Here is a 26,088-nt window from a genome sequence, read left to right on the forward strand (position 1 = left end):
ACGCCGGCAGCGAGCGGATAAAACGCTTATCCGCTCGCCATAACAGGCCGTCAGTGCCAAATCAGCAACACACAGGCCGCCGTCAGCATGCCCATCGATACATTGAAGATAATCCAGGCTTTTTTACTGCGCAGCAGTCGGCCGATCAGCGTGCCGAACCCCAGCCATATCACGCCGGAAACCAGATTCACCAGCACGATGCCGACGCTTATCGCCACCACCGAATGATTGTATTTATCGCCCGCCAGACTGAAGCTGGCCACCGCGCCCAGCGCCATCAGCCAGGCTTTGGGATTCAGAAACTGTAGCAACCAGCCCTGATAAAGCCGGATAGGCCGCGGGGGGGCAATTTTTGTCTCAAGCTTTTCATAGGCCGCCGTGGCAATTTTCCATGCCAGCCACAGCAGATACAAACTGCCGAGGACTTTGAGAATGAAGTGCAGCGAAGGGTAGATCAGGATCAGACCGCCAATCCCAAACGCCACCAGCAGTAAAATACTCTGCATGCCCAACATGATACCGAGCATCAGCCACAGAGAGCGATAAAAACCGAAGTTGGCGCCCGACGTGGTCAGTAACATATTATTCGGACCCGGGGTAATCGCCGCCACCCACAGAAAACCCAGCATTGACAGAAACAGGCTCAATTCCATGTAATGGGTGCTCCTCACCCTGACGCATTTTTACGATATAGTTGATAATGAGTATCGAATTGCTGGTTAACCAACGGTATTGAAGCTAACAGTGTGATATTGATCGCACAAGATCCGGCAACAAGATTTTTATTCCTATCGGGACAACCTTTTTCTGGACAATCATCGTGATCATTCCCTGGCAACAACTCGATCCTGAAACAGTGGACAATCTCATCGAATCTTTCGTACTCCGGGAAGGAACGGATTACGGTGAACAAGAACGTACGCTGTCGCAAAAGGTCGCCGACGTTCGCCGGCAACTGGAATCAGGCGACGTGGTTTTGGTATGGTCGGAGCTGCATGAAACGATCAACATCATGCCGCGCAGTCAGTTTAATGCCGGCGAGTACCACCCTCGCTAAACGCGTGAAAAGTCATCAGAGAAGATGTATCTGTCTTATTAAACATGCTAACAATGATAAAAATATAAGCATCCGATCGGTGCCACTATTACGGAGTAAATCGTCTTATGTCGCATAAGCATCCGATTATTGCGGTTACCGGCTCCAGCGGAGCGGGAACCACCACCACCAGCCTGGCATTCCATAAGATTTTCCAGCAATTAAAAATGCGGCCGGCCCAGCTTGAAGGCGATAGTTTCCACCGCTATACCCGTCCGGAAATGGATATGGAAATTCGTAAAGCGCGGGATCTGGGTCGCCATATCAGTTATTTTGGCCCGGAAGCCAACGATTTCAGCCTGTTGGAACAATCCTTTATCGAATATGGCCGGCATGGGCGCGGTCTGACGCGTAAATACCTTCATACCTACGATGAAGCGATTCCCTATAATCAGGTGCCCGGTACGTTCACGCCGTGGGAACCCATGCCTGAACCCACGGATATCTTGTTTTATGAAGGGCTGCATGGCGGGGTCGTCACCGATCAGCACAATGTGGCGAAACACGTCGATTTACTGGTCGGCGTCGTGCCCATCGTCAACCTGGAATGGATTCAAAAACTGATCCGCGATGTCAATGAACGCGGGCACTCGCGTGAAGCGGTGATGGATTCGGTCGTCCGATCCATGGAGGATTACATCACCTATATTACGCCGCAGTTTTCACGCACGCATATCAACTTCCAGCGCGTTCCGACCGTGGATACCTCAAACCCGTTCGCCGCCCGATCCATCCCTTCATTGGACGAAAGCTTTGTGGTGATCCACTTCCAGGGGCTGGATAATATTGATTACCCTTATCTGCTGGCCATGTTGCAGGGGTCGTTTATTTCGCATATCAACACGCTGGTGGTGCCCGGCGGGAAAATGGGGCTGGCGATGGAGTTGATTATGGCGCCGCTGGTGCAGCGATTGCTGGAAGGGAAAAAAATCGAGTAGCCGGCGGCTAAAACCAGCCCGGCAGCCATACTCCGGGCGATACCGCCCAGGCTATGGCAATACTCTGACTTCATGGCTGTAAGTGACCTTGACCGTTTTATTCAGCATCAGCGCCACCGAGCAATATTTTTCCGCAGACAGTTCCACCGCGCGCGCGACCGCCTGCTCGGCCAATCCTTTGCCCGTCACGGTAAAATGCAGATTAATATGGGTAAACAAACGCGGCGCTTCCGTTCTCCGCTCCGAGGTCAGTTTAACTTCGCAATCCGCGACGTCATTACGCCCTTTCTGCAAGATCGACACCACATCAATCGCGCTACAACTGCCAATCGACATCAGCACCATTTCCATGGGACTTGGCGCTTTATCGCCCGAATTTCCATCCATCACCACCTGATGTCCGGAAGCTGATTCGCCCAGAAATGTTAAGTTTTCAACCCACTTCACCCGAGCCTGCATGCCGCCTCCGCTAAAAAATTTTTTAATATTTATATCGTTATTATACAAAAACAACCTATAACCACAGCTTTATCATGCTGACGCGAGACAACACAAGACACTTCCTCCAAGCTGTGTTAAAAATGAGAACAGAAGCTGTCTTTTCTGGACAAACTCAGATCGCGGGAAGATGATAACGTCGCCAGACAGAAGCTCCAGTATATTCCCTGACGGCCTACACGTAATTTGAATTTTTAGCAGTAAACACGCCGTACAGGGAACTCTGAGCCCTGTGATTTGCGCAGTGAATTACAACAGAGGATAATAGCGAATGGTTCTCGGCAAACCGCAAACAGACCCAACTCTCGAATGGTTCCTTTCTCATTGCCATATCCACAAGTATCCATCGAAGAGTACGCTGATTCACCAAGGTGAAAAAGCAGAAACGCTTTACTACATCGTGAAAGGCTCTGTCGCAGTGCTAATCAAAGATGAAGAAGGCAAAGAAATGATCCTCTCTTATCTCAATCAGGGAGATTTTATTGGCGAGCTTGGCTTGTTTGAAGAAGGCCAGGAGCGTAGCGCCTGGGTACGGGCGAAAACGGCTTGTGAAGTTGCTGAAATTTCCTATAAAAAATTCCGGCAGTTGATTCAGGTCAATCCCGATATTCTGATGCGTCTGTCCGCGCAGATGGCAAGCAGGCTGCAAGTGACCTCAGAGAAAGTCGGTAATCTGGCATTCCTTGATGTAACCGGTCGCATTGCCCAAACATTATTGAACCTGGCAAAACAACCCGATGCCATGACGCACCCAGATGGCATGCAAATAAAAATCACCCGCCAGGAAATTGGGCAAATCGTTGGCTGTTCACGCGAAACCGTGGGCCGCATTCTTAAAATGTTGGAAGATCAGAACCTCATTTCCGCACATGGTAAAACGATCGTGGTTTACGGTACGCGTTAAACCCGGCGATTACCCTACGACAAAAAAGCGTGAAGTCTCTTTCACGCTTTTTTTATAGCCATATAACACCGTAGCAAGGCGTATCAGGGCAGAACTTTGGCTGACTGGATCACGATCGGTTTGGTGGGCACATTTTGGTAAGGGCCGACGTTTTCGGTCTGCACCTGAGCGATTTTATCCGCCACGTCCATACCTTTTACCACTTTACCGAATACCGCATAGCCAAAATCACGCTGTCCGTGATCGAGGAAAGCGTTATCAGCCACATTGATGAAGAATTGACTGGTGGCGCTGTCTTTTTCCGCAGTCCGCGCCATGGAAATGGTGCCGCGCAGGTTGCGTAAGCCATTGTCCGCTTCATTTTTGATCGCCGGGTTGGTCGCTTTCTGCTTCATGTCGTCGGTAAAACCGCCGCCCTGAATCATAAAGCCGGGGATGACCCGATGAAACGTCGTGCCGTTATAAAAACCGTTATTCACGTACTCAACGAAGTTATTCACCGAAACCGGTGCTTTTTGGTTGTCCAATGCCAGCTCAATGTTTCCCGCCGAGGTCGTCAGCAAAACATGCGTTGTGCCGGAGGTAGCGAACACCGGAGAAAAAGCCGTAAGTGAAATAAAAGCCGCCGCAGCAGCCAGAGTACGTTTAAGCATGATAATTCCTTGTTGAAGAAACCGACCACTGAAAGCGTAATGATTGTAAATACCCACACCCGCCAACGCCACCCATTTACCTTTTTTTACGTATTATAAAAAGGCTGACGTTAAAGTCAGCCCAGACCATTGACAAAGCCCGTTATTAGGGAGAGCGTGGCGAGGGGCCGTAGCGGCGTAAGCCGCCGGAGCGCCCCTCGGTACGGTAGGCCCGGGTATCTCAGGCTTACAGACGACTTTGTCAGTAACCTCAGGCTGACGTTAAAGTCAGCACCCGCTTATTATCTGTCGCCGCACAGAACCTTAGCCCATACGCTCCGAACGCACCGCAAGGTCGCGGCTATACTGGCGGCTGGCCTCCACCAGCATGGTGGTATAGGCGTTCTTCGGCGTATCGCGGGTTAAGTCGCCGATATTCAGCGTTTCCAGTATCCGGCCATACTGCATCACCGCGACTTTATGACACAGATGGGAAATTACCCCCAGATCGTGCGTCACCAGCAGGTAGGTTAATTTCTCCTGCTGTTGCAGTTCAGCCAGCAGATTAAGAATTTCCGCCTGCACGGAAACGTCCAGCGCCGAGGTCGGCTCATCGAGCAACAGCACTCTGGGCTCCAGAATCAGCGCGCGGGCGATCGCCACGCGCTGGCGCTGGCCTCCCGAAAGCTGATGCGGATAGCGGCGGCGGAAGTGCGTGCCCAGCCCGACTTTCCCCAGCAGCGTATCGATACGGTCGTCACGATCGTTAAAACGGTGGATGGACAGCGGTTCTTCCAGAATCGACTCCACCGTGTGACGGGGATGCAGCGAACCATAGGGATCCTGAAAAATCATCTGCACTCGTCGGCAGCGCGCCTGATCGATACGATGCGCCAGTTGCTGGCCGTCAATCAGCAAGCTTCCCTGCCAGTGATTAAACAACCCGGCCAGACATTTCAGTACGGTGGTTTTACCCGAACCGGACTCGCCGACCAGACCGAAAATCTCACCGTCGTCCACGGTAAGGTTCACGTCATACAAAACCTGATTCTGCGTGCTTCCCTGACCAAACGACAGATTAAGATTGTTCACTTCAATCATGGATCGGTTCATATTCATAGATTCGCTCATCGGAAGGGTTGCCGTCGCCATACGTGCTCCTTACTCATTAATCCAGGCCGGATCGCGATTCATCACCGGCAGATGCGAACGCGGACGATCGATATCCGGTAACGAGTTCAGTAATCCGCGGGTGTAAGGATGCCGCGCATTATCCAGATCGGCGGCGGCAATCGACTCCACCACCCGTCCGGCGTACATCACCAGTACCCGATCGCAGAAACTGCGCACCAGATTGATGTCGTGGCTGATGAAAATCAGCCCCAATCCACGTTCACCCACCAGATCGTCGAGCATCGCCAACACCTGCAAGCGCACCGAAACATCCAGCGCCGAGGTCGGTTCATCGGCAATCACCACTTCAGGCTCGGTAATCAGCATCATCGCAATCATGATGCGCTGCCCCTGCCCGCCTGAAATTTCGTGGGGATACAGGCCGTATACCCGTTCCGGCTGGCGAATACGCACCACATCCAGCATCGCCATCACTTTTTCCTTCGCTACGCGCGCCGAAACGCGATGGTGAGCCAGATAGGCTTCTGCAATCTGATCGCCGACGCAGACCACCGGATTCAATGAGTATTTGGGATCCTGCATAATCATTGAGATGCGTTTGCCGCGGATCTGACGCATCCGCGCTTCGTCCGCCGTTAACAAATCGGTGTCGCCAAAACGCAGACGATCCGCCGTAATACGCGCGCTGTGCGGGTGTAAGCGCAGCAAGGCGCGCCCCACCGTGGATTTACCGGAGCCTGATTCGCCGACAATCGCCAGCTTTTCACACCCCAGCGTGAAGGAGACGCCGCGCACGGCATCGGTCACCACGCCGCCGTTGACGAAACTGACCCGCAGATCCGCGACATCCATCAACGGTGCGTTCTGCGGCGTACGGTGAGAAAGATTATTCAGTTCTGGGATCGAGGATGTCACGTAGGCCGTCTCCAAGGAAATTGAACGCCAGGCTGTTGATCAAAATCGCCAGCCCCGGAATAGTCACTAACCACCAGCACTCCATCATGTAACGGCGACCGGCTGAAATCATCGCGCCCCATTCAGGATCGGGCGGCTGCGCCCCCAACCCCAGGAACCCCAGCCCGGCCGCGGTCAGAATAATGCCCGCCATGTTCATGGTGATACGAATAATCACCGACGGCAGACACAGCGGCACAATGTGGTGCAGCAGGATGCGGATCGATGATGCGCCTTGCAGTTTCACGGCGGAAACAAAGTCGGCATGGCGCAATGACAGCGTTTCGGCCCTTGCCAGACGCGCAATCGGCGGCCAGGCGGTCAAGGTAATCGCGATCACCACATGCTCCAGCCCCGGGCCAAGCGCCGCCACGAACGCCAACGCCAGCACCAGACTGGGGAAAGAGATGAAAATATCGGTGATGCGCATCAGAATGGTATCGACGATGCCGCCGTAGTAGCCCGCCACCACACCCAGCAACAGACCGATCGGCCCGACGGTTACCGACACCAGCGCCACGATATACAGCGTGATGCGGGAGCCATAGACCAGTCGGCTAAAGACATCGCGGCCAAACTCATCGGTTCCGAACCAATGGGCCGCGCCCGGCGCCTGCAATGCATTGCCCAGATCCTGCGCCAGCGGGTCGTGCGTCGCGATCCAGGGGGCAAAAATGGCGACCAGCATCAGCATCAGGACGATGGCCGAACCAATGGCGGTCAATGGATTACGCATCATCAGCAGCAGAAAACCAGCGATACGCGCGCCGCGCAGCTTCAGGCGCCCCACCCGCTTTTCCGGTGACGTTCGCAGTACCGGTTCAGAGGAAATGTTCATGCGTTCGTCCTCGGATCAAAGATTTGATACAACATGTCCGACAACAGATTGAGGGTGACGAAGATCAGCCCTACCAGCAGGACACAGCCCATAACCGCGTTCATATCCCCCAGCAGCAAACTGCCGGTGAGATAGGAGCCGAACCCCGGCCAGGAGAACACCGTTTCGATCAGCACCGCCCCTTCCAGCAGCGAACCGTAAGCCAGCGCGACCACCGTCAGCAATTGCACCAGAATGTTACGAAACGCGTGCGCCCACACCACCCGGAATTCAGACAGCCCCTTGACGCGCGCGGTAATGATGTACTCCTGCGACAGCTGCGCCAGCATAAAGCTGCGCGTCATACGGCTGATATAAGCCAGAGAATGAAAACCCAAAATGGTGGCGGGCAACAGCAGGTGATTCAGCGCGCTGCGGAACACCTCCCAGTTGCCTTCCAGCATCGCGTCAAGCAACAGCAGCCCGGTGCGGTTCTCCACCAGGCCGTCATAGGCCATGTCCACCCGTCCGGCGCCGCCCACCCAGTTGAGCCAGGCATAGAACACCAGCAGCCCCATCATGCCGACCCAGAATATCGGGGTGGAATAGCCCGCCAGACTGATAAAACGCACCACGTAATCCGCCCATTTGCCGCGTCTTGCCGCCGCCAGAACGCCCAGCGGCACGCCCAGACCGGCGCCGACGATAATCGCCATCGTGGCGAGCTCTATGGTGGCGGGAAAGACACGGATGATATCGTCGACGACCGGACGTCCGGTCAGAAGCGCGTTGCCCAAATCGCCCTGCATAAGAGAGTTGAAGTAAATAAAAAACTGCGCATACAGCGGCTTATCCAGCCCCAACTGCTGATAAACCTGTTGATAGGTACTTTGATCGGCATCCTGTCCGACAATCGCCAGGACGGGGTCGATCGGCATCACGCGGCCGATCACGAATGTCAGGATCAGTAATCCGAACAGCGTGACCACGACCTGAAACAGACGTTTCGCCAACCGACGCAACACTCCCCCCGGTTTGATCCAATCAGAGAAAACCATGTTCTTTCTCCTGCTACTCCGGTTAGCGGCGACGTCAAACCGCCACTAACGCGGCTATTTCGTTTTTAACGTTCCAGGCGGGATGATTCGCCGGACACACATCGGCCAATCATCCGCTGAACGTGTGAAAACTAGCGCTGTTTAGAGACGTCCCGCAGTTGCGTCGTGGAAGACGGATGCGGCACATAACCTTTCACGTCTTTACGCAACACCACGGAGTCGATCATCTGCGACACCGGAATAATCGCCGGGAACAGTTCTTCATAACGATTCTGTACGTCGATATACATCTGCTTCTGTTGCTGGGGATCTTTCTCCAATAACGCCCGATCGATCATCTCGTTCAATGACTTATCGTAGAAAGAGGTGCGCCAGCCCTGGAAGTTGGTCAGTTTGGCTTCGTCGCTGTTATCGGGGTTATAGGCCACGGATCGCAGGCTGGAATGGGGATGCGGATCGACGCCGCCGCCGCCGCGGCCAACCAGCATATCGAATTTACGATCGCGCATGGCGCCATATACCTGATTGCCGGTGCCGGAAATAATCTTGGCTTTGATGCCGGCCTGCGCCAGCGTTGACTGCACGGAAGTCGCCAGATTGAGGAACGGTTGATCCGACAACACGCGCAGCGTGGTTTCAAAGCCATTCGGATAACCCGCTTCCGCCAGCAATGACTTGGCTCGGGCCACATCCAGCTTATAGCCCGGATTCGGCAACGTGGCATCCATCCCGGATTGAATCGGGCGTTGGTGATAGAAGCCGTAGCCAGGCATGACGGTTTTATTTACGCCATCATAATCAATGAGATAGCGAACCGCTTCACGCACTTTGGGTTGCGCGAAGTATTCATTTTTCAGACTCATGGCGACGTAATACAGCGTGCCCTTTTTCACCTCATCCACGACGACGTTCGGGTCGCGTTTCAGGGCGTTGATATCCGGCACCGACATGCCGGAGGCGACATCAATATCGCCTTTTTCAATCATCAGGCGCAGCGCCTGCGACTCGGTCATGTGGCGGAAAATGACGCGCCTCATTTTGGCGTCGCCGTGCCAGTTGCCCTCAACCCGACTGATGCGCAGCACATCTTTCGCCTGCCACACATCCAGCTTGAACGGGCCGGAGCCTGCCTCATTGGTCGTCAGCCAGCCGTTGCCCCAGTCGCCGTTTTTCTCGTGCTGCAAGACCGTTTTGCTATCCAGCACCGATCCGCTGCCCAAGGTCGCCAGCGAATAGATAATCAGTTTGGGATCGTTCGGCTTGGGCAGTTCGATTTCAATCGTGTGGGCATCTTTGGCGCGGATCATTTTCTCCACATTGTCCGCCGTGAAACCATAGGATTTCCAGGTGGTGGCCTGCGCCATATTGAGGTTAAGCAGGCGTTTCATCGACCAGGCGAAATCCTGCGCCGTAACCGGATTTCCTGAATGGAACGTCGCGTTGTCCACCAGATTGAAGGTAATGACCTTACCGTCTTCGCTCACGCTCCAGCTTTTCGCCAGAGACGGCAGGACGTTGCTCAGGTTTGCCGGATCGAGCACCACCAGCGAATCATACAGATTGACGATAATGCCCACTACTTCATTACCGGTCATCGCCGCCGGATCGAGCGACAACATGTTGTTCATATTCATCCCGACAATCAGCTGATCGTCAGGCGTTTTGGCGGACAGCATGGCGGGGGTCGCCGCCATGCAGAGGGTACTTAACAGTAGGGTACGGAGTATTGCGCGTGCTTTCATTATTCTTCTCCAGGTGTGGAAGTATGGAAGACGACAACTTTTTATTTTTTAAGTATTTTCTTTCAGACTGACGTTCTATTCTTTGCTTAAGGCATGCTCCTCAATCCAGTCAAAATTGATATCCTCGCCCAACCCCGGACGCTGCGGCAGATGCACGAAGCCTTCGCCGTCCATCGGATCGACGATGGAATTCAGGTAGGCGGCGGGTTCATCATAATCAAGGAAGGGATGCAGCAAGCCGCGTTCATACCAGCGGCAGTTCTTGATAGCGCCCACCACCGCCAGATTGGGGGCGCCATTGCCATGAATCTCGCAATCCATACCAAAGGCTTCGGCCAGACCGGCCACTTTCATACACGGCGAGAGACCGCCGACGCCCTGTACGCCAGCGCGCAAAATATCGCACGCGCCTTCTTTCACCCAGTCGGCCCGGCTGAAGTATTTGCCTGATAGACTTTCCGGCCCGATGACATCAATATCCAGGCTTTTGGTCAGCCAGCTATAGGAGGCCATGCTCTGTTCTTCCATCGGCTCTTCAAACCAGGTGAAATCCAGCTTCTGGAGTTCCCGGCCGATGTACAGCGCGTCGCTACGGCTATACCAGTGATAGCCATCCAGCATCAGGCAGATATCCGGCCCGACCGCTTCACGCACGGCGGCACAGGCTTTCACATCCATTTTCGGGCTGGGAGCAAAAGAAACCGGCGGCATCCAGGTGTGCAGTTTGATGGCTTTATAGCCGCGCTGAACCAGTTTTTCGGCGAACTGACCGTACTCTTCCGGCGTGGATAAACCGCCGGCCAGTTCGTCGCCGCACATGGTGCTGCCGTAGGCCGGCACTTTTTCCCGGTAACCGCCCAACAGCTTGTGGACGGGCATATTCAACATGCGCCCCTGTAGATCCCACAGCGCCGATTCAACAATCGATAGCGCGCGATCCGTCAGTTGGTTGGCGCTACCGCGCTGCCAGTGCACCAGATCCTGCCACAGACGCTCGCGATCAAACGGGTTTTGCCCGATCAGAACTTTACGGAAAAACGCATTCACGATATGCGGGCGAATCACTTCCGGCGGCGCGAACGCATAGCCTTTATGCCCCTCGTCGGTACTGATGGTTAACAGAGCCATTTTGGCCTGATTTTCCGCGCCTGGATGTGAATGCCCTGCGCTGTCAGACACCCGGCGCGTGGGATAAGTAAACACGGTGACATCAATTGATTCTATTTTCACGTTGTTACCTGCCTTGATGTTTAACACAACTCATGTACACGATTTACAGTTGGAAACTGCATGTATTAAAGGAACAATTTTGTATGCGTCGTCATTCTGTATAAGGGAAAAAGCAGATATATCTACCCGTTTTCTCTTACAGAGAGATCGGCATCACAAAAAAGGAATAATGTGTTAATTAAAAAAAAATAGCGTTTTATTTTTAATTATTAAGGTTGTTCCTGCGTTAGTCATTAGGCAATTTCTTTCATCTAAAAAGATTATGCGGCGGATAATTGTGCAATTGCCCATAACTTTGTGAGCATTATCACCAGAAAAATCGCATACCCTTCCCTTGACAAGGGAAATAGCGTGTTTTCAATCGCCGATGAGAAAGCCATACGCTCGAATTCCGGGCGCAAGATTAATGATGGTTTCCCGGCCGAGCGTCAAGGTGAGCGATGGGTCGCCAGCGCATTGAAAAAACAGCATTTTCACCTGTATGATGGCCCCTGCCTGGAAGACGAAACCCAATCCGCCGCGATAGACGGCATTCAGGTTCCCGATGGTAATGGGCAAATTGAATATTTATCCCGCCGTTGAGGGCATAATTGCCGTTGATGACGCGCCATCACTGATATAACGCTACGCCGCCTGCCTCACTGGCGGACGGCTTCTATTGACCTGAATTTATTAAGAGGCAACACATGGATTACCTGCCAATATTTTGCCAGTTACGCGACAAACCTTGCTTATTGGTCGGGGGAGGAGAAATCGCCGAGCGTAAAGCCAGGCTATTACTGGATGCCGGAGCGATTCTCACGGTGAATGCCCTCAGCTTTAATGAACAATTTATTGGCTGGCAAAAAGACGCGCGGGTCACCCTGGTACAGGGTCGGTTTAATTCAGACTTGCTGAACGGCGCATGGCTGGCGATTGCCGCGACTGACGATCGGGAAATCAACAGGCAGGTTTACGAAAGCGCCAGCAAACAACGGATTTTCTGCAACACCGTAGACGATGCCCGGAACACAAGCTGCATTATGCCTTCCATTATCGACCGATCTCCTATTATGGTCGCCATCTCATCCGGGGGAACCGCGCCGGTGCTGGCGCGTATACTGCGTGAGAAACTGGAAAGCATCCTGCCGCAGCATCTTGGCAAGCTGGCGGCTTTTGCCGGCGAACTACGCCAGCGCGTGAAAGGCCGCTTCAAAAATATGGGCGCCCGTCGCCGCTTTTGGGAAAAACTGTTTATTCACGACCGGCTGGCTCAATCGCTGGCGAATAACGACACCGCCAGCGTACAGCAGCTTACCGAGCAACTCTTCTCCGCGCCGTTGGATGACCGGGGTGAAGTCGTCCTGGTGGGCGCGGGGCCGGGAGATGCGGGATTATTAACGCTAAAAGGCCTACAGCAACTGCAACAGGCCGATATCGTGATCTACGATCGTCTGGTTTCAGAAGAGGTGCTTAACCTGGTAAGGCGCGATGCCGAACGTATTTTTGTCGGCAAGCAGTCTGGTCATTACTGTATTCCCCAGGAACAGATTAACCAGCTATTACAGGAAAAAGCGCTGGCGGGGAAACGGGTGGTGCGGTTAAAAGGCGGCGATCCCTTTATCTTCGGGCGCGGCGGCGAGGAATTGGAGCATCTGCAACAGGCGGGAATTCCTTTTTCCGTCGTGCCCGGCATTACCGCCGCCTCCGGCTGCTCCGCCTATGGCGGCATTCCCTTAACGCATCGCAATCATGCCCAAGGCGTGAGGCTAATCACCGGACATGTCCAACATGACGCCGAACTCGACTGGGCCAGCCTGGCGGCCGAAAAGCAAACGCTGGTGTTCTATATGGGGCTCCAGCAGGCTGATTATATTCAGAGCAAACTGATCGAACAGAAGCTTCCGGCCACCGTCCCTGTCGCGTTGATTGAAAATGGCACATCCACGGCGCAGAGGGTATTAACCGGACAGCTTTCCCAGCTTGATGAACTGGCGAAACAGGCTGTCAGCCCGAGCCTGATCATCATCGGCAGCGTCGTCAACCTGCGAAAAAAACTGAACTGGTTTATCCAGCGACCAGACTAACGACCATACCGTTCTTCTTTTATCGACGGCGGCCGGCGGAGGGATCATTCCGCCGGATCGCCGCCCGACAAATGCACCAATATAGTGCTTGGCACCAAATGGAAGCACCGCAATGCACTACTTTGTCACAATTCCTTCTAAAACATTATTTTGATGCTTTACCCGCTATGCGACCTGCCTTATGTTGGCTAATCTAATAGCGATTAATAAGCAATATATATGAATAAATAGTCAATTTAGGCACGGGTAAAATCTGGCCTGAATATTGCTTAGCATCCTAAGCACTTCGGTGCGAGCGAAGCTATACCTCTACATCGTCGTTCCCGAACAGGGTGTGCGGTTCTCCGATCACAAAAAACAGTTCTGCTCACGACATCATTAGAAGGCGGAACAATAAGCAGTTGGGAGCTATTTGTGGAAGAAGTGACTTTCTGGCAACTCATCAGTTTTGGTGAAAATGGCTGGGGGAAATTATTATTGCTCGGCGCTGGCATGACGATCGCGCTGGCAACCTGCGGGTTCCTGCTCGGCGCGCTCATCGGCACTGTCGGCGCCTGGTCAAAAATTTGCGGTAACCGTCCCGTACGTTATCTCGCTGACGCCTATACCACCATCATCCGCGGCATACCCGACCTGCTCATCATTTACCTGCTGTACTTTGGCGGAAGCTCGGCGTTAACCATGCTGGCCAGACTTTTCGGCAATGATGGCTTTGTCGGTTTTCCTGGCTTTCTGGCCGGGGTATTTGCCGTTGGCATCTCTTCAGGCGCACAGCAGACGGAAGTTTTCCGCGGCGCGTTTTACGCGGTTTCCACCGGTGAAATTGAAGCCGCCAAAGCCTGCGGTATGCCCACGATGCTCCGCCTGCGGCGTATTATCATGCCGCTCCTGCTGCGCCATGCCATCCCGGCATTAGGCAATGTCTGGCAACTGGTGTTAAAAACCTCCGCACTGGTATCGGTCACCGGCGTCGCAGAGTTGATGACCCAGTCTCAAACCGGCTCGGGTTCAACCGGCAAACCGTTTGATTTCTTTATGGCGGCGGCGATGCTTTACCTGGTTATCTCTATCTGTTCCGGCTGGATTATGCGTAGAACAGAGTCATATTATTCCCGGGGTGTGAAACGCTGATGGATTTTCCTTTTATTTATGCCACGTTTCTGGAAATCATTCCCGGCATTCCCCTGACGCTTCAGTTAGCCATCGGTTCTGTTTTTTTAGGGTTCTTTCTGGCTCTGGGGCTGGCGTTAATGCAGATATCCGGAAACCCGCTGCTAAATTCGATTGCCCGGACCTATGTGCTGTTTTTCCGCGGCACGCCGCTGCTGGTGCAACTGTTTTTAATCTACTACGGGCTGGGACAATTTCCCTGGATCCGGGAAAGTTTCCTGTGGCCGATGCTGCGCGAACCCTATTGGTGCGCCCTGCTGTCTCTCAGCCTGTGTACCGCCGCCTATGCCAGTGAAATCATCCGGGGCGGATTGCAATCCGTGCCTGCCGGACAGATAGAGGCCGCACGCGCCTGTGGCATGCCGTCCCTGATGATTTTTAAACGCATTATTTTCCCATTGGCTATTCGTCAGGCGCTGCCAGCCTACGGTAATGAATTGATCTCAATGATCAAATCAACCTCACTGGCTTCCATTATCACCTTGATGGAAATTACCGGTATTGCCGCCCGAATTATTGCGGAAACCTACCGGGCGCTTGAAGTCTTCATGGTTGCCGGCGCGATCTATCTGTTTATCAACCTTATTCTGACGCGTCTGTTGATATGGGCGGAGTTCACCGTCACCCCGCATTTACGGGCGCCCGGCGCCCCGTCGGCAGCAAAGAACATCAAGAAACTGGGAGACCTTAAATGACCACGCCAGCGATCTGCCTGCGCAATATTCACAAAAGCTTTGGCTCTCTGGAAGTGCTGAAAGGTATCTCTTTTGAAGCCAGTCAGGGCGAAGTTGTCTCGATCCTCGGATCATCCGGTTCAGGAAAATCCACCCTGCTGCGTTGTATCAATATGCTGGAACTCCCCGATCGAGGAGAAATTATCGTCGCGGGCGAATCCATTGAAATGAAACCAAACCGCAAGGGACAAAACCGCCCTTCCAATCCCAGGCAAATCGATCGGATACGCACTCAGCTAGGCATGGTGTTTCAGAGCTTCAATCTGTGGTCGCACAAAACGGTGCTGGAAAACGTTATTGAAGCACCGGTACATGTTTTAAAACGTTCTCATGCAGAAAGTGTGGAGCATGCCGAGCAGCTATTGGAAAAAGTCGGGCTGGCGGATAAACGACATTACTACCCTTCCCATCTTTCAGGCGGTCAGCAACAACGTGCGGCGATCGCCCGCGCATTGGCGATGGCGCCGAAAGTTATGCTGTTCGACGAGCCGACATCGGCGCTTGACCCTGAATTGGTCGGTGAAGTATTACGCGTGATGCGAACACTGGCGGACGAAGGAATGACTATGCTGGTCGTCACGCATGAGATGGATTTCGCCCGCGAAGTCTCGAACCGGGTGGTCTTTCTGCATCAAGGCGAGATTGAAGAACAGGGTACGCCAGAGCAGGTTTTCACCGCCAGTCAATCCGCCCGCTTCCGGCAATTCATTGCCAGCTGGTAAGTCACTATTAATGATTAATCAATAAAATAACACCGGGGAAATAGCCTTATGATGAAATCAAAATTAAAAATGATCGCCTGTTCGCTGTGTCTGGTAAGCACGCTGGCCGCGGCTTTCACCGCGTCGGCTGAAGAGAAAAAATGGTCGACGATACGTATCGCCACCGAAGGCAACTATCATCCTTACAACTTCACCAAGCCTGACGGTACGCTGGATGGTTTTGAAATCGATATGTACAAAGTCCTGTGCGAGAGCATGCAGGTTAAATGCGACATCATAGTACAGCCGTTTACCAGCACCATTCCGGCGCTGAACGCCGGCAAGTTTGACGCCATCATCTCTGGTATGTCAGCCACGGAGAAACGCCGTCAGGTTATTGATTTCAGCCAACCTTACACCCAGTCAGGGCAGACTTTCGCCGTGTTGAAATCCAGCCCGCTGGCGAAAGAACTGCCTGATGCAGGCAAACGCTTCTCCATCAATCCGGCTGATGAAGCCGTCGCATTAGAAGAAATCGAAAAATTAAAACCCCTACTGCAAGGCAAAACCATCGGCGTTCAGTCCGCCTCCATTGCCAGCGCGTTTCTGGATAAATACCTCAAGGGCGTCATGACCATTCGTGAATATAAAACCACACAGGAACACGATCTTGACCTGAAAGCCGGACGCGTGGATCTGGTCATTGCTTCCGCGCCTTACCTGAAAGGCATTACCGAAAAACCGGGCAATACCGACATCGTAACCCCGGGCCCGCAGTTCATCGGCGGCATTCTGGGCAGCGGTTCATCCGTCGGTCTGCGTAAAACCGATCCTGAACTGAAGGCCATGTTCAACACCGCCATTGAGCAAGCCAAGAACGACGGTACATTGAAGAAATTGAGTGAAAAATGGTTTGGCATGGATACCTCACCGCTCTGATTCACGATTGAGCTAGCCGGGGCGACGATGGCGTGAGGCATCCCTGTGGAAACCTCATCACCGTCTCCCCTCATATCGGACTTTGTCAGCGGTCTGTACCGTTTTTATCAGACAGCACGAGAATTTATCGCACATGAATGCAACACAAACTGAAGACACGTTGCCCGCCGTCGATCGTCAGACCGTAGAAGAAATCTGCGCGCTGATTGCGAACAAGCGCCAGCAGTTCTTCACCCTGAGCGACGGCATCTGGGATACCCCGGAGCTGAATTATGAAGAATACCGTTCGGCAGCCCAGCATGAGGCCATACTCAAAGCGGAAGGTTTCCGCCTGACAAAGGGCATCGCCGGCATGCCGACGGCATTATTGGGCGAATTTGGCGCGGGTTCGCCGGTCATCGCCATCCTTGGCGAATACGACGCCCTGCCGGGCTTGAGCCAGCAGGCAAACGTGACCGAACCCAAACCGTTGGAAAACGGCGGCAACGGGCACGGCTGTGGTCATAATCTGCTTGGCACCGCCGCCTTGCAGGCCGCGACAGCGGTAAAGGATTATCTGCAAAAACATGCCATTGCGGGGACGATCCGTTTCTATGGCTGCCCGGCGGAAGAAGGCGGCTCATCAAAAGGCTTTATGGTAAAAGCCGGCGTTTTTGATGATGTGGATATCGCTATCTGCTGGCACCCGGCCACCTTTACCGGGGTCAACAGCCCGGTATCACTGGCCTGTAATGAGCTGAACTTCTACTTTAAAGGCCGGGCCGCTCATGCGGCAAGTAGCCCGCATCTGGGACGCAGCGCCCTTGATGCCGTCGAATTAATGAACGTGGGCGTCAACTACATGCGTGAGCATATGCCTTCTTCCGCCCGCGTTCACTACGCCATTACCGACAGCGGCGGTCATGCGCCCAATGTGGTACAGGCCAATGCCACCGTGCGCTATCTGGTGCGCGCCAGACAGTTGCCGGAGCTGCACCAGTTGGTCACACGGGTGAAAAAAATTGCCGAAGGCGCCGCACTGATGACCGAAACCCAAGTCAGTTGTGAAGTGCTTAGCGGTGATGCCAACCTGCTGGGTAATCAACCATTGGAGCAACGGATGCATGAGCATCTGCTGACGCTGGGCCCCATTGAGTTCGATGAAAACGATCGCCAACTGGCGGCAAAATTTCAGACCGCGCTGACGGCCGAGGACATTGCCGAATCCTACGCCCGGTTTGGCGTCACGCCACGTCCGGGTTTAGCGCTGCATGACGGCATTTATCCGCTCTACAGTCCCAATGAGGCGTTTATCGGCTCAACGGACGTAGGCACCGTAAGCTGGGTGGTGCCGACCGTGCAGATCCGCAGCGCCACTTACGCTATCGGTACGCCGGCCCACTCATGGCAGTTGGTCGCTCAGGGCAAAACGCAGGCCGCTCACAAAGGCATGGAATATGCCGCAAAAGCGATGGCTTCGCTGGCTGTCGATTTACTGCTAACGCCCGATCTGGTCGCCCAGGCGCAAGCCGATCTTCAGGCTAAATTGCAGCAAACGCCTTTTGAAAACCCGATTCCGGACGATGTTTTTCCGCCGCTGCCGCAGTGATTAACGTTATAGGAAAGAAGTGAAAGACAGGTCATCAGGAGGAACCCCTCCTGATGACTTATAACACTCATGGACGGGAAACAAACCCAACGGCCTGGTACACTTTTTTCAGCGTTTCCTGCGCACGGGCGCTGGCTTTCTCGGCGCCGTCGCGCATCACCTGCTGCAAGAAAGCCTCGTCATTACGGAAACGATGATAGCGTTCCTGTAATTCCGTCAACATGCCGGATACGGCATCGGCAACGGCGCCTTTCAGGTGACCATACATCTGGCCGCTGAATTCCTGCTCCAGTTCGGCAATGGTTTTCCCGGTGACGGCAGACAGAATATCCAATAGGTTGGAGACCCCGGCTTTATTCACTAGGTCATAACGAACGACAGGCGGCTCATCAGAATCCGTCACCGCACGTTTGATCTTCTTCACCACCGACTTCGGATCTTCCAGCAGGCCAATCACGTTATTGCGGTTATCATCAGACTTGGACATCTTCCTGCTCGGATCCAGCAAAGACATCACCCGGGCGCCGGACTTTGGAATAAACGGCTCTGGCACCTTGAAAATATCCCCGTACAGCGTATTGAAACGCTGGGCGATATCGCGGCTCAATTCCAGATGCTGTTTCTGATCTTCACCCACCGGCACCTGGGTGGTCTGATATAACAGAATATCCGCCGCCATCAGCACCGGATAATCAAACAAACCGGCATTGATATTTTCTTCATAACGCGCTGATTTATCTTTAAATTGCGTCATGCGGCTCAGTTCGCCGAAATAGGCGTAGCAGTTCAGCACCCAGCTTAGCTGGGTATGTTCAGGGACATGCGACTGAACGAAGATAGTGCTCTTCTTCGGATCGATCCCGCAGGCCAGATACAGCGCCAGCGTATCCAGCGTCGCTTTTCTCAGCTGTTGGGCATCCTGACGCACCGTAATGGCATGCAGATCGACGATACAGTAGATGCAATCGTAGTCATCCTGCATATTCACCCACTGACGTAACGCACCCATGTAGTTACCAATGGTCAATTCACCAGACGGTTGTGCACCGCTAAATACAATGGGCTTACTCATACTAATGTTTCCTGATTTTTTGAAGATGACGGCCCGACGATGGGCAACAGGTCGGCAAAACGATCCAGCACAATATCCGGATGACTGAGTTCAACCGCTTCACCATAGTTATATCCGTAGGTCATGCCGACGCAGGGGCAACCGGCGGCCTGGGATGCTTGAATATCGTTACGCGAATCCCCCACGAACAGCAACTCGTTCGCCCGCAGGCCTAACTTGCCCAGCACCAGATACAGGGGAGCCGGATGCGGTTTCTTGGCGATGACATCATCACCGCCGATAATGAGGGAAAAATAGGCGTCAATGCCCAGCGACGCCAGCAAAGGCGCAACAAACGGCGTCGGTTTATTGGTCACCACCGCCATGGGAAATCCCTGGCGGGCCAGATGCGCCAGCGTCTCTTTTACCTGAGGAAACAGCCGGCTGCCGCCGTCAACCGTTTGCGCATAGTCGAGATCAAACTGCTTGCGGGTGTCGCGGATCCGCTGTGGCGTTGGCTCGACGCCGGCCCAGCGCAGCGCGCGCTCAACCAGAACATCGGCGCCGTTGCCAATCCAGGTGGCGACCTGCGCCTCGCCCGCGGCCGGCAGAGATTGCGCCTGTAACGCTAAATCTATCGCGGCGGCCAGCCCGGGCAAACTGTTAATCAGCGTGCCATCTAAATCAAACGCCAGCCCACGAATCAACGCCATGTCAGTCATGCGCCACCTTCGCCACTTCGCCGCGCATCTGCTCAATGACCGAGCGATAATCAGGCTGGCTGAAAATTGCCGATCCCGCCACAAACATATCGGCCCCCGCCGCGGCAATGGCGCCGATATTGTCGACCTTGACGCCGCCGTCCACTTCCAGACGAATATCATAGCCGCTGTCGTCAATCCGCTTGCGCACCTGCCGCAGCTTGTCCAGCGTGGACGGAATAAACGATTGCCCGCCAAAACCGGGATTGACCGACATCAGTAAAATAATATCCAGCTTATCCATGACGTAATCAAGATAGCTGAGAGGCGTTGCCGGGTTGAAAACCAGACCGGCCTTGCAACCGTGATCTTTGATCAGTTGCAGGGAGCGATCGATATGTTCCGAGGCTTCCGGATGAAAAGTAATGAAACTGGCGCCCGCCTGCGCAAAATCGGGAATAATGCGATCAACCGGCTTGACCATCAAATGAACATCAATCGGCGCAGTGATGCCATAGTCCCGCAAGGATTTCAACACCAGCGGGCCGATGGTCAGATTAGGCACATAGTGGTTATCCATCACATCAAAGTGAACCACATCGGCGCCGGCCGCCAGTACGTTAGCGGTATCTTCACCCAGTCGGGCAAAGTCAGCCGACAGGATAGACGGGGCGATTAAAAACGGTTTCATTCGGTTCTCCAAACGATAAGGTCTGAATTCCTGCTGTCGGGATGTTCTGGTCCGTCACCCGATAAGCGTTCGGTTGCTGAGCAACGCTAACTTCCAATCAATCATATTCATCTTGTGGCCGCACTGCCCTGCTTGTCATCCCATATCCGTTCACATGGCCGGTGCGGTTTATCAAACCGGATCAGGCATACAGCGCCAGAAGTTCGTTTACTTTACTACGACCCAGAATATTACGGCTAATCGTCCGGCGCGCTTTTACCACATAAAGTGAGGCGTCCTGATACCACTCGCGGGTCAACACCGTATCGTGATTCGAAATCAACACCGGGATCCGGTTTTCCACCGACAAACGATAGGCCAGCCTGGCCAGATCTTGCTGGTCGACGCTATTAAAATTGTTGGTGTGGTACGCCGTAAAATTAGCGGTCGCCGATAACGGCGCATAGGGAGGATCGCAATAAACCACCGATCCGGGCGCCGCTTTAATCAACGTCTGCTGATAATGTTCACAAACAAATGTTGCGTTCCGGGCTTTAAAAGCGAACCAGCGGATTTCTTCTTCCGGGAAATAGGGTTTTTTATAACGTCCGAACGGCACATTGAATTCGCCACGCATGTTATAACGGCACAGGCCGTTATAACAATGACGGTTCAGATACAGAAACAATACCGCCCGCCGATAGGCATCGGTGCAAAGATTAAACTCTTCGCGCAGCAGATAGAAAACCTCTGAAGTATTCACTTCGTCCGTAAAAAGCTTGCGGGAGTCGCGGACAAAATCGTCGGTATTCGACTTAACGATATTGTAAAGATTGATGAGGTCGCTATTAATATCAGCCAATATATAGTTGTCGTACTCTGTATTCAGAAATACAGAACCCGCACCGACAAAAGGTTCGATAAGGCAGTCTCCTGCGGGTAAATAGCGACGAATTTCTTCTACCAGCGGATATTTACCACCAGCCCATTTTAAAAAAGCGCGGTTTTTCTTCATGCCGTCGTTAGTTACTCATACTTTATCAGAGCCGCGGATTGTACTCTGTGTCAGACAGCACATCAGGGCTAAAATTGGTGTTACTTATTCAAGTCCTGCTTCACCTGACGGATCGGCTTAACCCATGGTTTTTTCGCTTGCACATCAGCAGGCAGCGTTGCAACCGCCCGCCTTGCTTCTGAAGAAGAAGCATAGACTCCACTCACTAATACATACCAAGGTTTTCCATCGCGTTTGGTTTCATACACCCATGAATGAGTCAGATTATGCTGCTTAGCGTAAGCTTGCAGCGTATCTGAACGGGAAGCGCTGCTCAGTTGCAAGGTAAAATGGCTGGCTGGCGCGCTTTGTATTGAACTGCTTTGACCGGCGGACGCATTTGCCGCAGGTTTGCCCGCAGCGGCTTTCTGAGTATTCGTCGCCGATGGTCTGGCGCCGCTGTGCGCCGAATTATTGTGCGTAGACCTCTCCGCGGGACGGGGCGCCGGTGTTCTGGTCGTTGGCGCCACCGTGGCCGGCGCGGTCGGCAGCGTAGAGCTACCTATCGCGCCTTGAGAAAATTCGTTAACGCGGCCCTGCTGCTGAGAAAGCGCGTCGGTAATATTACCTGGCAACTCGATACGTTGCTGGCCGCTAACCTGCGGTTGAACCTGTGCTTCCGTCGGCGTGCCGGCGATAGGCGGCGCGCTCAGCGTTTGCGGCGACTGTCCGGCGACGGCGGGAGAGGCCTCAACCGGCGCGGCGGTCTCTGTTTGCGTCATTGGCGATGATGAAGAAAGATCGATACTCTTTTCACCACCGGTTTGGCTCTGGGGCTGAGAAGTCTGCGGATGAGATGGCGCCTGTAAAGCAGAACCAATACCAATAATAATCAACAGCAATACCAATATCCCGATGGCGATCATCAGGTGCTGTTTGGAAAGCGCGATTTTCGGTACGGAAAAATGACTGCTTCTTTTTTGCTGACGTGTTGGTCGACGGTCACTGGCATCAGGCTTCAGCTCATCTTCCGGCTTAAACTCATCCATTTAAAACCCCCCAACTGAAAGGTTAAAATTCGCAACGTTATCCCCACAGCGAATTATTAAATCATAACGCATTGTATTTTATTAACCATAAACCATCAGAGCTTATCTGTCGTTAACGCATTTGTCGTTAACAAAACGGTAAAGCGCTTAGGCAAGACAATCAGCTATCGACGCGAGCACAATATCACGGGCTACGCCACCACGGACTTCGGAATGACCAATAGATGTCGGCAGCACAAGACGTAACTCACCGGCCAGCACTTTCTTATCACGCATCATGTGGGGAAGGTAAGATTCCGGCGCCATCTGTTCCGGCCCGTCAACAGGCAAACCGGCCCGAACGAATAGAGACTTGATACGTTCGATATCATCAGCGGAAAACTGCCCGAGACGCCGGGCGGTATGGGCGGCCATCACCATACCCGCCGCAATCGCTTCGCCATGCAGCCAGTTACCGTATCCCATTTCCGCTTCAATCGCATGGCCGTAGGTGTGCCCGAGATTAAGCAATGCGCGCATGCCGCTTTCGCGTTCATCCGCAGCAACAACCGCCGCTTTCAGTTCACAGCAGCGGCGGATACAGTAAGCCAACGCGTCATGCTGTAATCCGCGCACCGCCTCAATATTTTCTTCCAGCCAGTGAAAGAAATCGCGATCCAGAATAATACCGTACTTGATCACTTCGGCCAGTCCAGATGAAAGCTCCCGCGCTGGTAAGGTTTTCAGGCAATCCAAATCGACAACCACTGACGCCGGTTGATAGAAAGCGCCGATCATATTCTTGCCCAGCGGATGATTCACTGCGGTTTTACCGCCAACGGAAGAATCAACCTGCGCCAGTAGCGTAGTCGGCACCTGAATGAAACGAACGCCGCGCTGGTAGCTGGCGGCGGCGAAACCGGCCAGATCGCCAATCACGCCGCCGCCCAACGCAACAATCGTCGTATCGCGGCCGTGCGGTTTAGCCAGCAGCGCGGTAAAGACCTGATCCAGTACCGTCAGGGATTTATATTTCTCCCCATCCGGCAATATCACCTGATCGACATGCACACCGCTTTGCTCAAGCACGCGGCGGACATGGTCAAGGTAGAGGGGAGCCAAGGTCTGGTTGGTCACCAGCATGGCCTGTTCCCCGGCTTTCAACGGCATAAAAGAGGCCGAATCATTAAACAATCCGGCGGCTATCGTAATAGGATAACTACGTTCCGCTAATGTTACGGTAATTCTTTCCATGCTCGTTCAATAACCTGTTCAAAACCCGCATAACGCAGATGATGTATTACACTCAGTTACTTTCCAGCATATTGATAATCTGGTTAGCAACTACCTTGGCGCTTTGTTCATCGGTCCGGATAGTGACATCAGCGATTTCCTCGTACAGCGGATTCCGCTCTCTCGCCAACTCTTCCAGAACTTCACGCGGAGGCGTTTCAACCTGAAGCAACGGACGCTTCTTATCGCGCTGCGTGCGGGCGAGCTGCTTCTCAATCGTCGTTTCCAGATAAACGACGACCCCACGCGCGGAAAGACGATTGCGTGTCTCACGTGATTTGACCGAACCGCCGCCTGTCGCCAGCACGATACCTTGTTTTTCCGTCAATTCATTAATGACTTTCTCTTCGCGATCGCGGAAGCCTTCTTCGCCTTCCACATCGAATACCCAGCCCACATCAGCCCCGGTGCGTCGCTCAATTTCTTGATCGGAGTCGAAAAACTCCATATTGAGTTGCTGAGCTAACTGACGGCCAATAGTGCTTTTGCCGGCACCCATAGGCCCAACCAGAAAGATATTGCGTTTCTCTGCCATGTTTTTTGGTATTACTAAGACAATTCGTTAATGATAACCCGCCCCGCCAATCAACCCAGCGACGGGACCTAAACTGAAACCTCATGAGCGATAGTGCGAGAATCAGACAAAAAATTATCTCAATACTCAGGGTAGTTTGGCAACCGAATAAAATGCCACACGACATACAGGTGGTAATATCGTGTGTTTTATCGACATTTTCGGAGGAACAACACTTCTGTGCTCAATTCGCTAACCCTTGTAAGCTAAATCCGCCGCAGCGTCAAACTTAGAAGACATGAATCAATCAAAATGTTGCGCCATTTGCATGAAAACATCACGTTCCTTATTACTTATAAAGAGGGAATTAACGTCGGCGTGATAAAAATGACCAACTCCCGCCGGGTATGCTGCTGCGTGTTGTTTTTGAACAAATATCCCAGCAGGGGAATATTGCCTAAAGCCGGTATCTGGCTGCCGCCGTTTTTTTTCTGCTGCTGAAAAATACCCCCCAGAACGATGGTTTCACCATCGGCAACCGTAACCTGCGTTTGTATTTCCTGTTTATCGATCGCCAGCGCGTCGCCATTTTCGCCCTGTTTTATCACCTGCCCCGGCATATTCTGGCTGATTTTCAGATTCAGCGTAATCCGACCGGCGCGCAGAATGCTGGGGGTCACCTCCATTCCCAACACCGCTTCCTTGAATTCAATGGATGTCGATCCGCTGGCGCCGCTGGAAACCTGGTAGGGAATTTCCGTACCCTGTTTGATACTGGCGGTTTGCTGATGGGCGGTGAACAACCGCGGGCTGGCGATGATCTCAACCTGATTTTCCTGCTCTAACGCCATCAGCTCCAAATCAAGCAGACGCCCATTCAGCCGCGCCAAATGAAAGCCGGCGTTTATCGCTGGCGTCGTGACCGGCAAACTGATGTTGAAGTTATTCAACCGCGGGGCTTTATTGGCCGTGTCGCCGGCTCCCAGCCCCCAGTCGACGCCCAACGCCTGTAGGTGTTCACTGCTGATCGTCACAATATGCGCGGCCAGTCGCACCTGCGACAGCGGTAAATCCAGTTCGCTCACCCACGGTTCAAGCTGCGCCAGCGCCTCTTGCGTATCACGGATCAGTAAGGTATTGGTTCGCTTATCCACGGTCACGCTGCCCCGATCGGTCAGGAGCGCGCCGCGTTGCGCCTGCACACTGGCGGCCACCTCCGCGACATCAGCGTGCCGCAAGGTGACTGACAGATTGTGCAATGGTTGCTTTTGCGCCTGTCGGGCAAGATGCTCTTCTTTTTGTCGCTGCAATTCATCAAGGCGTCCGGCGGGATATATCAGTAAAACATTACCGTCCCGCTCCATCGTAAGCTGCCCCATATGTAAAACAATATCCAATGCCTGCTGCCAGGGAACCTCCGCCAACCGCAGGCTGATCGTCCCCTCAACGCCCGGCGCAACAACCAGATTTAGCCGCTGATGGTCGGCCAACGCCTGTAATATCCGCGATATGGGCGAGTCTTCAAACGCGATAGACACCGGCGCTTCACCTCTTGCCGGCCCCGACGCGGCGGCAAGAAGCAGTAAAGCCAGAACAAACATTTTCTGAAGCGATGGAAACGTCATAACCTTCCTTG

At 53.3% G+C, this 26,088-nt stretch carries 27 protein-coding genes; 10 read left to right on the forward strand and 17 right to left on the reverse strand.

Annotation, left to right across the window (positions count from 1 at the left end; genetic code table 11):
* Window positions 1–50 precede the first annotated feature (50 nt).
* Window positions 51–653 carry a LysE family translocator gene (locus JG725_RS13860; protein ID WP_199378505.1) on the reverse strand — a complete coding sequence of 201 codons (603 nt, stop codon included), beginning with the start codon at window positions 651–653 and terminating at the stop codon, window positions 51–53.
* A 167-nt stretch (window positions 654–820) separates the two neighbouring features.
* Between JG725_RS13860 and JG725_RS13865 the strand changes: the two genes are divergently transcribed.
* Both JG725_RS13865 and JG725_RS13870 read left to right on the forward strand, forming a co-directional pair.
* Window positions 821–1,057: a YheU family protein gene (locus JG725_RS13865; protein WP_172291264.1), complete on the forward strand. Its 237-nt coding sequence runs from the start codon at window positions 821–823 to the stop codon at window positions 1,055–1,057.
* 107 nt (window positions 1,058–1,164) lie between these two features.
* Window positions 1,165–2,034, forward strand: a complete 870-nt coding sequence (locus JG725_RS13870; RefSeq protein ID WP_172291265.1) for a phosphoribulokinase — start codon at window positions 1,165–1,167, stop codon at window positions 2,032–2,034.
* A 51-nt stretch (window positions 2,035–2,085) separates the two neighbouring features.
* On the opposite strand, the gene JG725_RS13875 is transcribed toward JG725_RS13870, so the two are convergent.
* Window positions 2,086–2,493, reverse strand: coding sequence for an OsmC family protein (locus JG725_RS13875; protein WP_172291266.1), 408 nt, complete (start codon window positions 2,491–2,493; stop codon window positions 2,086–2,088).
* 310 nt (window positions 2,494–2,803) lie between these two features.
* On the opposite strand from JG725_RS13875, the gene crp reads away from it, so the two are divergent.
* Window positions 2,804–3,436: a cAMP-activated global transcriptional regulator CRP gene (gene crp / locus JG725_RS13880; protein ID WP_004090925.1), complete on the forward strand. Its 633-nt coding sequence runs from the start codon at window positions 2,804–2,806 to the stop codon at window positions 3,434–3,436.
* Window positions 3,437–3,519: 83 nt separating this feature from the next.
* Here the strand turns inward: crp and ppiA are convergent, their stop codons facing one another.
* The 7 genes from ppiA to JG725_RS13915 all read right to left on the reverse strand — a co-directional run bounded on the left by ppiA (window position 3,520) and on the right by JG725_RS13915 (window position 11,003).
* Entirely contained in the window at window positions 3,520–4,089 is a 570-nt protein-coding gene (gene ppiA, locus JG725_RS13885) for a peptidylprolyl isomerase A (protein ID WP_199378507.1), read from the reverse strand.
* Window positions 4,090–4,392: 303 nt separating this feature from the next.
* A complete protein-coding gene (locus JG725_RS13890; protein WP_172291343.1) occupies window positions 4,393–5,169 on the reverse strand; it encodes an ABC transporter ATP-binding protein in 777 nt (258 codons plus the stop codon).
* A 60-nt stretch (window positions 5,170–5,229) separates the two neighbouring features.
* On the reverse strand, window positions 5,230–6,117 hold the full coding sequence (locus tag JG725_RS13895; RefSeq protein ID WP_370541752.1) for an ABC transporter ATP-binding protein: 888 nt from the start codon (window positions 6,115–6,117) through the stop codon (window positions 5,230–5,232).
* The gene (locus tag JG725_RS13900; RefSeq protein WP_370541757.1) at window positions 6,089–6,895 is read right to left on the reverse strand and encodes an ABC transporter permease; all 807 of its coding nucleotides are present in this window, start codon (window positions 6,893–6,895) and stop codon (window positions 6,089–6,091) included. The genes JG725_RS13895 and JG725_RS13900 overlap by 29 nt, the downstream gene beginning before the upstream one ends.
* Before the next feature lie 95 nt (window positions 6,896–6,990).
* Entirely contained in the window at window positions 6,991–8,031 is a 1,041-nt protein-coding gene (locus tag JG725_RS13905; protein ID WP_172291269.1) for an ABC transporter permease, read from the reverse strand.
* A 131-nt stretch (window positions 8,032–8,162) separates the two neighbouring features.
* Complete coding sequence (locus JG725_RS13910; protein WP_199378509.1) at window positions 8,163–9,773, reverse strand: ABC transporter substrate-binding protein; 1,611 nt, start codon at window positions 9,771–9,773, stop codon at window positions 8,163–8,165.
* A 75-nt stretch (window positions 9,774–9,848) separates the two neighbouring features.
* A complete protein-coding gene (locus tag JG725_RS13915) occupies window positions 9,849–11,003 on the reverse strand; it encodes a mandelate racemase family protein (RefSeq protein ID WP_199378511.1) in 1,155 nt (384 codons plus the stop codon).
* A gap of 351 nt (window positions 11,004–11,354) precedes the next feature.
* On the opposite strand from JG725_RS13915, the gene JG725_RS20665 reads away from it, so the two are divergent.
* From JG725_RS20665 to JG725_RS13950, 7 genes are all read left to right on the forward strand, one after another.
* Window positions 11,355–11,585 carry a nitrite reductase (NAD(P)H) small subunit gene (locus JG725_RS20665; protein ID WP_172291272.1) on the forward strand — a complete coding sequence of 77 codons (231 nt, stop codon included), beginning with the start codon at window positions 11,355–11,357 and terminating at the stop codon, window positions 11,583–11,585.
* A gap of 104 nt (window positions 11,586–11,689) precedes the next feature.
* On the forward strand, window positions 11,690–13,069 hold the full coding sequence (gene cysG, locus JG725_RS13925; RefSeq protein ID WP_199378513.1) for a siroheme synthase CysG: 1,380 nt from the start codon (window positions 11,690–11,692) through the stop codon (window positions 13,067–13,069).
* A 414-nt stretch (window positions 13,070–13,483) separates the two neighbouring features.
* Window positions 13,484–14,200: an ABC transporter permease gene (locus tag JG725_RS13930; RefSeq protein WP_172291274.1), complete on the forward strand. Its 717-nt coding sequence runs from the start codon at window positions 13,484–13,486 to the stop codon at window positions 14,198–14,200.
* Window positions 14,200–14,934 (forward strand): ABC transporter permease, encoded by a 735-nt coding sequence (locus JG725_RS13935; RefSeq protein ID WP_199378515.1) that lies wholly within the window; start codon window positions 14,200–14,202, stop codon window positions 14,932–14,934. Before JG725_RS13930 ends, JG725_RS13935 begins: the two co-directional genes overlap by 1 nt.
* Window positions 14,931–15,695 carry an ABC transporter ATP-binding protein gene (locus tag JG725_RS13940; RefSeq protein ID WP_172291276.1) on the forward strand — a complete coding sequence of 255 codons (765 nt, stop codon included), beginning with the start codon at window positions 14,931–14,933 and terminating at the stop codon, window positions 15,693–15,695. Before JG725_RS13935 ends, JG725_RS13940 begins: the two co-directional genes overlap by 4 nt.
* A 48-nt stretch (window positions 15,696–15,743) precedes the next feature.
* Window positions 15,744–16,613, forward strand: a complete 870-nt coding sequence (locus JG725_RS13945) for a transporter substrate-binding domain-containing protein (RefSeq protein WP_172291277.1) — start codon at window positions 15,744–15,746, stop codon at window positions 16,611–16,613.
* Window positions 16,614–16,746: 133 nt separating this feature from the next.
* Window positions 16,747–18,201 (forward strand): M20 family metallopeptidase, encoded by a 1,455-nt coding sequence (locus JG725_RS13950; protein WP_199378517.1) that lies wholly within the window; start codon window positions 16,747–16,749, stop codon window positions 18,199–18,201.
* Window positions 18,202–18,268: 67 nt separating this feature from the next.
* Here the strand turns inward: JG725_RS13950 and trpS are convergent, their stop codons facing one another.
* From trpS to hofQ, 8 genes are all read right to left on the reverse strand, one after another.
* Entirely contained in the window at window positions 18,269–19,273 is a 1,005-nt protein-coding gene (gene trpS / locus JG725_RS13955) for a tryptophan--tRNA ligase (RefSeq protein WP_172291279.1), read from the reverse strand.
* The gene (locus JG725_RS13960; RefSeq protein WP_199378519.1) at window positions 19,270–19,974 is read right to left on the reverse strand and encodes a phosphoglycolate phosphatase; all 705 of its coding nucleotides are present in this window, start codon (window positions 19,972–19,974) and stop codon (window positions 19,270–19,272) included. The genes trpS and JG725_RS13960 overlap by 4 nt, the downstream gene beginning before the upstream one ends.
* Window positions 19,967–20,644 carry a ribulose-phosphate 3-epimerase gene (gene rpe, locus JG725_RS13965; RefSeq protein ID WP_199378521.1) on the reverse strand — a complete coding sequence of 226 codons (678 nt, stop codon included), beginning with the start codon at window positions 20,642–20,644 and terminating at the stop codon, window positions 19,967–19,969. Before rpe ends, JG725_RS13960 begins: the two co-directional genes overlap by 8 nt.
* Window positions 20,645–20,825: 181 nt before the next feature.
* Complete coding sequence (dam, locus tag JG725_RS13970; protein WP_199378523.1) at window positions 20,826–21,638, reverse strand: adenine-specific DNA-methyltransferase; 813 nt, start codon at window positions 21,636–21,638, stop codon at window positions 20,826–20,828.
* A gap of 80 nt (window positions 21,639–21,718) precedes the next feature.
* Window positions 21,719–22,666, reverse strand: coding sequence for an SPOR domain-containing protein (locus JG725_RS13975; RefSeq protein ID WP_172291283.1), 948 nt, complete (start codon window positions 22,664–22,666; stop codon window positions 21,719–21,721).
* A gap of 147 nt (window positions 22,667–22,813) precedes the next feature.
* Window positions 22,814–23,899 carry a 3-dehydroquinate synthase gene (aroB, locus tag JG725_RS13980; protein ID WP_199378525.1) on the reverse strand — a complete coding sequence of 362 codons (1,086 nt, stop codon included), beginning with the start codon at window positions 23,897–23,899 and terminating at the stop codon, window positions 22,814–22,816.
* Between the two features lie 52 nt (window positions 23,900–23,951).
* Window positions 23,952–24,473, reverse strand: coding sequence for a shikimate kinase AroK (gene aroK / locus JG725_RS13985; RefSeq protein WP_113867471.1), 522 nt, complete (start codon window positions 24,471–24,473; stop codon window positions 23,952–23,954).
* A gap of 332 nt (window positions 24,474–24,805) precedes the next feature.
* Window positions 24,806–26,077: a DNA uptake porin HofQ gene (gene hofQ / locus JG725_RS13990; protein WP_172291285.1), complete on the reverse strand. Its 1,272-nt coding sequence runs from the start codon at window positions 26,075–26,077 to the stop codon at window positions 24,806–24,808.
* Between the last annotated feature and the right edge of the window lie 11 nt (window positions 26,078–26,088).

The organism is Brenneria sp. L3-3C-1, from assembly GCF_016456245.1.
GTDB lineage: Bacteria > Pseudomonadota > Gammaproteobacteria > Enterobacterales > Enterobacteriaceae > Brenneria.